This window comes from Methylobacterium sp. WL120, assembly GCF_008039465.1.
Lineage (GTDB): Bacteria > Pseudomonadota > Alphaproteobacteria > Rhizobiales > Beijerinckiaceae > Methylobacterium > Methylobacterium cerastii.
Genome location: NZ_VRUT01000203.1, coordinates 1 through 6,716, shown reverse-complemented (window position 1 = coordinate 6,716; position 6,716 = coordinate 1). Strand labels below are relative to the sequence as shown.

The 6,716-nt window shown below is 72.2% G+C and carries 7 protein-coding genes; 5 read left to right on the top strand and 2 right to left on the bottom strand.

What is annotated here, in order from left to right; all coding sequences use genetic code 11:
- Positions 1-311 precede the first annotated feature (311 nt).
- The 3 genes from FV229_RS24055 to FV229_RS24045 are packed head-to-tail and all read left to right on the top strand — an operon-like array spanning position 312 to position 2,557.
- Positions 312-1,055, top strand: a complete 744-nt coding sequence (locus FV229_RS24055) for a molecular chaperone DjiA (RefSeq protein WP_147754365.1) — start codon at positions 312-314, stop codon at positions 1,053-1,055.
- On the top strand, positions 1,052-1,798 hold the full coding sequence (locus FV229_RS24050) for an N-acetylmuramoyl-L-alanine amidase (protein WP_147754364.1): 747 nt from the start codon (positions 1,052-1,054) through the stop codon (positions 1,796-1,798). The genes FV229_RS24055 and FV229_RS24050 overlap by 4 nt, the downstream gene beginning before the upstream one ends.
- 9 nt (positions 1,799-1,807) lie before the next feature.
- Positions 1,808-2,557 carry a hypothetical protein gene (locus tag FV229_RS24045; RefSeq protein ID WP_147754363.1) on the top strand — a complete coding sequence of 250 codons (750 nt, stop codon included), beginning with the start codon at positions 1,808-1,810 and terminating at the stop codon, positions 2,555-2,557.
- 10 nt (positions 2,558-2,567) lie between these two features.
- Here FV229_RS24045 and FV229_RS24040 read toward each other — a convergent pair whose 3' ends face one another.
- The gene (locus FV229_RS24040) at positions 2,568-3,596 is read right to left on the bottom strand and encodes a TerC family protein (protein WP_147754362.1); all 1,029 of its coding nucleotides are present in this window, start codon (positions 3,594-3,596) and stop codon (positions 2,568-2,570) included.
- A gap of 227 nt (positions 3,597-3,823) precedes the next feature.
- Between FV229_RS24040 and FV229_RS24035 the strand changes: the two genes are divergently transcribed.
- Both FV229_RS24035 and FV229_RS24030 read left to right on the top strand, forming a co-directional pair.
- The gene (locus FV229_RS24035) at positions 3,824-5,065 is read left to right on the top strand and encodes a TIGR03862 family flavoprotein (RefSeq protein ID WP_246688320.1); all 1,242 of its coding nucleotides are present in this window, start codon (positions 3,824-3,826) and stop codon (positions 5,063-5,065) included.
- Complete coding sequence (locus tag FV229_RS24030; RefSeq protein ID WP_147754360.1) at positions 5,062-5,745, top strand: spermidine synthase; 684 nt, start codon at positions 5,062-5,064, stop codon at positions 5,743-5,745. Before FV229_RS24035 ends, FV229_RS24030 begins: the two co-directional genes overlap by 4 nt.
- Positions 5,746-5,956: 211 nt before the next feature.
- On the opposite strand, the gene FV229_RS24025 is transcribed toward FV229_RS24030, so the two are convergent.
- Positions 5,957-6,716, bottom strand: a 760-nt coding sequence (locus FV229_RS24025; protein WP_246688319.1) for a collagen-like protein, incomplete at its 5' end; no start/stop codon positions are given.

Below are 6,716 nucleotides of genomic sequence, written 5' to 3'. Positions count from 1 at the left end.
GCGGTGCGCTGGCCGGTGCCGCGATCGGCGGCGCGGGTGGCGCCATCGTCGGCGCTTCGACGGCGCCGCGCTGCCCCTACGGCACCTACCGCGACGCCTACGGCGACGTGTACTGCCGCTGAGGCTTCGCCGCCCCGGCACGGAAGCAGGATGGAGGAGGGCCGGAGCGAACGCTCCGGCCCTTCCGCGTTTCGGACGGAGCCTGTATCCCCGGCGGCCTGTCGTCGGCGGAACGCTTCGAGGTCGCCGGCATCGTGAAAAGGCCAGCCGGTGACCGTGCCGCATCTCCAAGACAACCCCGCCCGGTCCCGATGAATTCGGGGATCTGGGGCAAGCTCGGCGGCGCCGGGATCGGCCTCGCGATCGGCGGCCCCCTCGGGGCGCTCGCGGGCGGGCTCGCCGGGCACTATCTCGTCGACCGCGAGGGCGCGCTGTTCGGCCCGATGCCGCGGGACGTGGTCTTCACCACCGGTCTCGTGGCGCTCGCCGCCAAGATGGCGAAGTCCGACGGCGTGGTCACGCCCTCCGAGGTCGAGGCCTTCGGCAAGGTGGTGCAGGTCGGCGAGGCGGAGCGCGCCCGCGTCACCCGCCTGTTCGACCTCGCGAAGCGCACGACCAACGGCTACGAGGCCTATGCCCGCCAGCTCGCGAACGCCTTCCACGACGAGCCGTCCCTGCTGGAGGACGTCCTCGACGGCCTGTTCCACATCGCCACCGCCGACGGGGCGATCCATCAGGCCGAGGAAGCCTATCTCCGCGCCGTCGCCGAGATCTTCGGGTTCGACGACATCGCGTTCCGCCGCATTGCCGCCCGGCACGTGCGGCTGGCCGACGACCCCTACCTCGTCCTCGGGCTGGAGCACGGAGCCGACCCGGCCGCGGTGAAGGTCCGCCACCGGCAGCTCGTGGCCGAGAACCATCCCGATCGCGCGATCGCCCGCGGCCTGCCGCCCGAGGCGGTGGTGATCGCCACCAAGCGCCTCGCCGCGATCAACGCCGCCCACGACCGGATCCTCGCGGAAAGCGGCGTCCGTCTGGAAGGCGGTGCGGCATGACGCCGGACAGCCCGCTCGCCACCCGCATCCAGCCCTCGCCGAACCATGGCGAGCGCCTCGGCAAGCGGCCGGACATACTGATCCTGCACTACACCGGCATGGACGGCGCGGCCGCCGCGCTGCAGCGGCTCGCCGACCCGATCGCCGAGGTCTCGGCCCATTACGTCGTGCTGGAAGACGGCACGATCCTGCAGATGGTGCCGGAGGGTCGCCGCGCCTGGCATGCCGGCCGGGCGTCCTGGCAGGGCGAGCGCGACGTGAACTCACGCTCGCTCGGCATCGAGATCGTCCATCCCGGTCATGCCGGCGGCCTGCCGCCCTACCCGGAAGCGCAGGTCGCGGCGGTGACCGCGCTCGCCCGCGACATCGTCGTGCGCTGGTCGATCCCGGCGGACCGGGTGCTCGCGCATTCCGACATCGCGCCCGACCGCAAGGAGGATCCGGGCGAGAATTTCCCCTGGCGCCGGCTCGCGGCCGAGGGCGTCGGCCACCACGTGCCGGAGGTCCCTCTGCGCGACGGTCGCTTCTTCGCCGAAGGCGATGCGGGGCAGCCGATCGAGGCGCTGCAGGCGATGCTCGCGCTCTACGGCTACGACCAGCCGGTGACGGGCACGTTCGATCCGCACATGCGGGCGGTCGTCACCGCCTTCCAGCGCCATTTCCGGCAGGCGCGCGTGGACGGCATCGCCGACGCCTCCACCATCACGACGCTCCGGGACCTGATCGCGTCGCGTCCGACCTGAAGGAGGCTCATGCCCCGCCATCACCGCCCAAGCGCCGTGCCGGCCGGCCTCGTGCTGCTGGCCGCCCTCGCCACTCCGGCGTTCGCCCAGGATGCCCGGACGGGTGCGGCCAAGCCCAGCGCGATCTGCCCGGACCTGCCCGATCTCGGCGGGACGCTGCGGCGGGCACGGGTCGGGGCGGAGGGGCGCGTCGCGTTCGTCCGGTCGGCCGACGCGGACCCGGCTTGCCCGAGCCTCGCGCCCGCCTGTCGCGAGAAAGCCTTCCTCGTCGCCGGCAACGGCGTGATCCGCGGCGCGTCGAGCGGCGCCTTCGCCTGCGCGACCTATGTCGGCGCGACGGGCCAGATCCGATCCGGCTGGTTGCCGGAGCGGGCGCTGGCCGACGACGCGCCCGCGACGGTCGGCCTCGACGACTGGATCGGCACGTGGACGAGCGGCCCGGAGCAGACCGTTACGATACGGCGCAAGGGCGAACGCCTCGTGCTATCGGGGACGGCATCCTACGGGACCCAGGACCCGGAACGGGTGAAGCGCGGGGCGATCAACATGGGTTCGTTCGAGGCCGAACTCGCTCCCGACGGCCAGGACATCGCCTGGACCGACGGCGACAAGGCCGTGATCCCCGGCTTCCGCCCGGACGAGGTGAGCCGTTGCAGCGTCCGGATGCGGCTGATGCCGCCGGACCTCGTCGCGGAGAGCAACGGGGCCTGCGGCGGCATGAACGTCACGTTCAGTGGGGTCTACCGCCGGGGCGGCTAGCTGGCGGGGCTCAAGCCCGGCCGTGCAGCTCCGCCTCGCGCCCGTCCGTGGCCGTGTCGGCATGCACCTCGCCGCGGGTACGCCACAGGCTGTAGAGGATGCCGACGGTGAGCAGCACCACCGTGACCGCGAGCGACACCCACGGCGGCACGTGGACCAGGCCGAAGGTGTCGGCGACCACGATCTTCGTGCCGATGAAGATCAGGATAAAGGCGAGCGCGGTCTTGAGGTAGGCGAAGCGATCGACCATCGCGGCGAGCGCGAAGTAGAGCGCCCGCAGGCCCAGGATCGCGAAGATGTTGGACGTGTAGACCACGAAGGTGTCCGTGGTGATCGCGAAGATCGCCGGCACGCTGTCGACCGCGAAGATCACGTCGGCGCCGTTGACCAGAACCAGGGCGAGCGCCAGCGGGGTGAGCCAAAGCGCGGTCTTGCCTGTCCGCGGATCAGCCTTGCGAACCATGAAGTGCTGGCCGTGAAGCTCGGGCGTGATGCGCAGCTTCGCCCGCAGCCAGCGCACGGCGGCATGATCCTGGAAGTCGCCGGCATCCTCCTCCTTGGAGAACAGCATCTTCAGGCCGGCATAGATCAGGAAGGCGGCAAACAGCGACAGCACCCAGGCGGCCTGGTGCACCAGCGCGGCGCCGAGCCCGATCATCAACCCGCGCAGCAGCACCGCGGCGAGGATGCCCCAGACCAGCACACGGTGCTGGGCGGCGAGCGGGATGCCGAGGGCCGAAAGGATGACCGCGATGACGAAGACGTTGTCCATCGACAGCGACTTCTCGACCACGAGGCCGGTGACGTATTCCTGGGCGGGCTGGGCGCCGAGATACCACCAGATCCAGCCGCCGAAGGCGAGGCCGAGGCTGAAGTAGAAGGCGGTGAGGAGCAGGCTCTCCTTCACGCCGATCTCGTGCTCCTTGTCGCGGTGGAGCAGGCCGAGGTCGAAGGCGAGGAGGGCCGCGACCAGGGCGTGGAACCCAAGCCACATCCAGATCGGCTTGCCGAGCCACTCGACGTATAGGAAATCGACCATTCGCGGGACCGTGATGCTTCTTTTGCAAGGAAAGCATCGGCTCCGACATCACGGAAGCATCTTGAGAGAGCATCCCGCCAGAGGGGCCCGCAGCCGATGAGCCGCAGTTAGAGACGCGAACGCGGCGAATCAAGGGCGGCCCAAACCGGGTTCGGGCGCCGCTGCCATGCCTTGACAGCGCGGGCGAACCGACGCCTTCCGCTGCCATGGACATTCGAGAGGACGACGTGGCGCGAGAAGACGCCCTCCGGGACACGGTGGCGATCGTTGGCGGCGGCCCTGCCGGGCTGGCGGCAGCCGAGGTGCTGTCGGCCGCCGGGCACGCGGTGGCGGTCTACGAGCGGATGCCGTCGGTCGGCCGCAAGTTCCTGCTCGCCGGCCGCGGCGGGCTGAACCTCACCCACAGCGAGCCCGCGCCGGACTTCCTGCGCCGATACCATCCGTCGGGCAGCTTGGGCCGCGCGATCGAGGCGTTCCCACCCGATGCCCTGCGCGCCTGGTGCGAGGATCTGGGCGAGCCGACCTTCGTCGGATCGAGCGGGCGGGTCTTCCCGAAGGCGTTCAAGGCCTCGCCGCTGCTGCGGGCGTGGCTGCGCCGTCTCGAGGCTTCTGGCGTCCGCATCCACACAAGGCACCGGCTCGCGGCGTTCGAGGACGGCACCCTGGTGTTCGAGACGCCGGAGGGGAAGAGCTGGACGCGGCCGAAGGCGGTGCTGCTGGCGCTGGGCGGCGCGAGCTGGCCCCGGCTCGGCTCGGACGGGGCCTGGGTGCCGATGCTGGAGAACCTCGGCGTGGCCGTCGCGCCCCTGCGGCCGGCCAACGCGGGCTTCGTGGTGGCGTGGTCCGAGCACTTCCGCGAGCGGTTCGCCGGGCAGCCGCTGAAGCGGATTGGGCTCGCCGCCGACGGCGTGATCGTGCGCGGCGAGGCGGTGGTCACCGCAGACGGGATCGAGGGCGGCGCGATCTACGCGGTGTCGCGGGCCTTGCGCGCGATGATCGAGCGTAAAGGCGCGGCCCGCCTCGTGCTCGACCTGCGCCCCGACCTGACGTTGAGGGCGCTGGCAGACCGGCTGTCCGACCCGCGGCCCGGCGAATCGATGGCCACCCGCCTGCGCAAGGGGGCCGGCCTGTCGCCGGTCGCGGCGGGGGTCTTGCGCGAGTCGGCGGGCGTCGCATTGCCGGCCGATCCGGATGCGCTCGCCGGGCTGATCAAGGCCGCGCCGTTGCGCCTGCACGCCATGGCCTCGATGGAGCGCGCGATCTCCACCGCCGGCGGGGTCGGCCTTGACGGGCTCGACGCGGGCTTCATGGTCCGCAAGCGGCCCGGCCTGTTCGTGGCGGGCGAGATGCTCGACTGGGAGGCGCCCACCGGCGGCTACCTGCTCCAGGGCGCGATCAGCAGCGGCCGGGCGGCGGCGGCCGGGATGGCGGCGTGGCTCGCTCAGGATCAGGACGCGAGCGCCGCATGATCCCCTGGGAGAACCTCGATACCGCCTCGATCCCCGGCGACGGCGGCACCCTGCGGCTGCGGCGGCGGGGCACCGAGTTCTCGATCATGCTTGGCCAGAACGAGCTGATGAACAGCCGCCTCAGCGGCTCCGAGGAGGCGCTGGCGACGCTGGCCTGCGGCAGGATCGCATCGCGAAAGGCGCCGCAGGTGCTGATCGGCGGGCTCGGCATGGGCTTCACCCTGCGCGCGGCGCTGGGCACGCTGCCTCCGGGGGCGGCGGTGACCGTCGCCGAGCTCGTGCCGGCGGTGGCCGCCTGGGCGCGGGGGCCGCTCGCAGGCGTGTTTTCCGGCATCCTCGACGATCCCCGCGTGTCCCTGCGAGAGATCGACGTGGCGCGCGCGATCGCCGAGCGGCCCGCTGCATGGGACGCCATCCTGCTCGACGTCGACAACGGGCCGGACGGCCTGACACGGGCCTCCAACGACAGGCTCTACGACGCGGCAGGCCTCGGCGCCGCCCGCGCCGCCCTGCGCCCGGGCGGCATCCTCGCGGTCTGGTCGGCAGGGCCCGACCGCAGCTTCAGCCGCCGCCTGCACGATGCCGGCCTGAGCGTCGAAGAGGTCTCCACCCGCGCCAACGGTCGAAAGGGCGGCGCCCGCCATGTGATCTGGCTCGGGGTGCGCTCCGGCCGCGGCTGACTAGCGACTCCCGTTTCTGGCCCCTCTCCGTCATCCCGGGGCTGCGCAGCAGACCCCGGGATCCAGAGCCGCCGACGGTGCCGGGATCGAGCGCGACCTGCGGTTCTGGATTCCGGGCTCGCCTTCGGCGCCCCGGAATGACGAGGATGGGGGAGACGCGATCGACCATTTGGATTCGACAGCTACGATCCGCCACCTTCTCAGGCGATCGTCACATCCGGGCGCAGAATCCGACCATGCCGGTGGACTCGGACGGGCAAGAGGCGGTCGCCGTGCCGTCGGCGCCTTGCGAGAAGACCGGGGTGCCGGCCTTGAGGCAGTAGGCCGAGACGAAGACCTCGCCGCTCGCGCAGGCGATCGCGCAGCCAGAGGCCGGGTAGGTCTCGCTGCGCACTGCCCGGAACGGTGTCGCGGGAGCCGCGGCGGGCAGCGCGGCTGCGGCAGGCCCTGCCGGACCGGCCTCCCCTTTCGAACCAGGTTCCCCCTTCGGACCGGCTTCGCCTTTGACCCCAGCCTCGCCTTTGAGACCTGCTTCACCCTTGGGACCCGGCTCCCCCTTGGACCCGGCCTCGCCTGCCGGGCCGGCCGGCCCGGGAAGTCCTGCCACGCCCTGCAGGCCAGGCTCGCCGCGCACGCCGGTCTCGCCCTTGGCGCCGGCCTGGCCCTCGGGGGCGCAGCTGGCGATCACCGCCTCGCGCTCGTCCTCGTCGCTCTTGAGGGACACGACGCAGCTGCCCGGGCGGTAGGGCAGACGGAAGAGGAAGCGGCCGCGGGAATCGGCCATCACCGACACGTCCTCGTCCATCACCACGACGGCGCCACCCTTGCGGACCGAGCCCGAGATCCGCAGGTCGCCGGCTTCGATGCGGGCGTCGTAGACCATGATCGGCTGTGACGGCGCCTGAGGCCGCCGCGCCCGCGGGCGGGGGGCCGGCGCGGGCTTCGTCTCGGCGCCCGGAGCCGCCGCCGGC